3 protein-coding genes are annotated in these 2,688 nt (G+C 70.3%); all 3 read right to left on the bottom strand.

Features of this window, described 5'->3' with window-relative positions; genetic code table 11:
- The coding region (gene modC / locus P409_RS31260; RefSeq protein WP_034847677.1) for a molybdenum ABC transporter ATP-binding protein at nucleotides 1-914 on the bottom strand (914 nt) is incomplete at its 3' end.
- Between the two features lie 249 nt (nucleotides 915-1,163).
- Nucleotides 1,164-1,892, bottom strand: coding sequence for a molybdate ABC transporter permease subunit (gene modB, locus P409_RS31265; RefSeq protein ID WP_052121611.1), 729 nt, complete (start codon nucleotides 1,890-1,892; stop codon nucleotides 1,164-1,166).
- Between the two features lie 105 nt (nucleotides 1,893-1,997).
- Nucleotides 1,998-2,688 (bottom strand): molybdate ABC transporter substrate-binding protein (modA, locus tag P409_RS31270; protein WP_034847682.1); only part of this gene is annotated, 691 nt, incomplete at its 5' end.

The following is a 2,688-nucleotide window of genomic DNA, read 5'->3' on the forward strand; positions in this document are numbered from 1 at the left end:
GTCGCCGGCAGCACGTTCAGCGCGCTCAGATGGTCGGGCGCCAGCGTCGCCAGCATCACGTCGCGGGCGCGGATGCGGATGCGCACCGGACTGCCAGCCGGCCGCTCGATCCGCGGCACGGTCAGAAATCCGGCGGCGACGCGCAGCCGTGTCAGCTGCCAGCGATCGTCATGGTCTTCGACCACGGCCTCCAGCACCGCGCCGGCCTCGGCCCGCGGGAACAGGTCGGCCCGGCCCATCACCTCGCGCAGCGGCCCGGATGCTGCAACCCGGCCCTCGGCCAGCACCACCAGCGTGGCGGCCAGCCGGGTCACCTCGGCCATGGCGTGGCTGACATAGACGATCGGGATCCGCGCCTCATCGCGCAGCCGCTCGACATACGGCAGGATCTCGGCCTTGCGCGCCTCGTCCAGCGCCGCCAGCGGCTCGTCCATCAAGAGGAGGCGCGGGCTGGACAGGAGCGCCCGGCCAATCGCCACGCGCTGCTTTTCGCCGCCCGACAGCCCTGCCGGCCGCCGCTCCAGCAGCGCGCCGATGCCCAGCAACTCGACCACCCGGCCGAATTCGGCGCCTCGGTCGGCCTTCGGCGTGAACCAGTGGCCGTAGAGCAGGTTCTGCCGCACCGTCAGGTGCGGGAACAGCCGGCCCTCCTGGAAGACATAGCCGATGCGGCGGCGATGCGGCGGCAGGAAGATGCGGCGTTCGGTGTCGACCAGCGGGCGGCCGTCGACCACCACCCGGCCGTGCTGCGGCCGCACCAGCCCGGCGATGACGTTGACCACCGAGGTCTTGCCCGCGCCGGAACGGCCGAACAGCGCCGTCAGCCGGCCCTCGCTGCGGAAGCCGATGTCCAGCGCGAAATCGCCCTGGCGGTGGCGGATCTCAACCTCTAGCCCGTATCTCTCACACTGCATGCGACCTGCGTTCCCTTGCGGCGAGGTGGATGCGGCTCCGGGCGGCGAAGATCGTATCAAGATATACGGTCGAGCCGCCCGGGGCCGCAGGCGCCCGCCGCAAGGCAACCCTCCGGGCCGGTTGAAGACACCGGCAGGGGGCGTCGCCGCGCTTGCCCGATGCGCTGCATCGCGCCGCGCGCGGCTCCTGCCCTGCCGGCGTCTTGAACCGGCGCAGGCCGCATGCAGTGTGAGAGATATGGGCTGTGCTCATGTCGCGTGCACCCGGACACCGGCCCGGCGCGCCATGATCTCGGAGGCGAGGAGGGCGGCCATGGCGATGACGACCGAGACCAGGGTCAGGCGCAGCGCGCCGATGTCGCCGCCCGGCACCTGGGTGAAGGTGTAGATCGCCGAGGGCAGGGTCTGGGTCTCGCCCGGGATGTTGGAGACGAAGGTGATGGTGGCGCCGAACTCGCCCATCGCCTTGGCGAAGCACAGGATGGCGCCGGCGATCACCCCGGGCAGGATCAGCGGCAGGGTGACGGTCAGGAACACCCAGGCGGGCGAGGCGCCCAGCGTTCCGGCCGCCGCCTCGAGCCGCCGGTCCACCGCTTCGATCGACAGGCGGATGGCGCGGACCATCAGCGGGAAGCCCATCACCCCGGCGGCCAGGGCGGCGCCGGTCCAGCGGAAGGAGAAGACGATGCCGACTTGGGCCAGGACCGAGCCGATCGGGCCCATCTTGCCGAACAGCAGCAGCAGGATATAGCCGGTGACCACCGGCGGCAGCACCAGCGGCAGGTGGACCACGCCGTTCAGGATCGACTTGCCCCAGAATCGGCCGCGGGCCAGGGCCAGCGCGACCAGCACGCCGAGCGGCAGGCTGACCGCGGTGGCCCACAGCGAGACCTTCAGGCTGAGGAGGATCGCGGCCAGCTCGTCAGGGGTGAAGTCGAACACTTGCGCTTTCTCATGCCGGGCAGCCCATGCTGTCATTGCCGGGCTTGACCCGGCAATCCCGGGGCCGCCAGGAACTGTTCTTGAAAGCCCCTGGATCCTCGGGTCAAGCCCGAGGAACACGGTTGGAGCGGGAGCCTTCCGTTACTGCGCCAGGACGGTGAAGCCCTGCTTCTCGAACAGCGGCTTGGCGGCGGCCGATTTCAGGTAGTCGACGAAGGCCCGGGCCTCGGGCTTGGTGCTGCCGGCCAGCACCGCCACCGGGTACAGGATCGGCGGGTGGCTGTCGGCCGGGAAGGTGCCGACGATCTTCACCCCCGCGTCGGCCGCGGCATCTGTCTGATAGACGATGCCCAGCGGGGCCTCGCCGCGCGACACCAGCGCCAGCGTGGCGCGGACATTCTCGGCCTGGGCGATCTTGTTTTTGACCGATTCCCAGACCCCCAGCTTCTCCAGCGCCGCCTGGCCGTATTTGCCGGCCGGCACCGCCTTGACGTCGGCCATGGCCAGGCGGCCGTCGCCGATCGCCTTGGCCAGCTCGAAATTCGGGCCGATGGTCAACTGCACCGTCGAATCCTTCGGCGCCACCAGGACGATGCGGTTGCCCAGGAGGGTCGACTGCGTCTCCGGCCTGATCAGCTTGCGGTCGGCCACGTACTTCATCCAGTCCAAATCGGCCGAGATGAAGACGTCGGCCGGCGCCCCGGCCTCGATCTGCTTCGCCAGCGCCGAGCTGGCGGCGTAGGAGATGGTGGCCTTGTGCTTGGACTCGGCCTGCCAGCGGGTGTTGATGTCGTCCAGCGCGTCCTTCAGGCTGGCGGCGGCGAAGACCGTG

The sequence above is a fragment of the Inquilinus limosus MP06 genome, assembly GCF_000767795.1.
GTDB classification, from domain to species: Bacteria; Pseudomonadota; Alphaproteobacteria; order DSM-16000; family Inquilinaceae; genus Inquilinus; species Inquilinus limosus_E.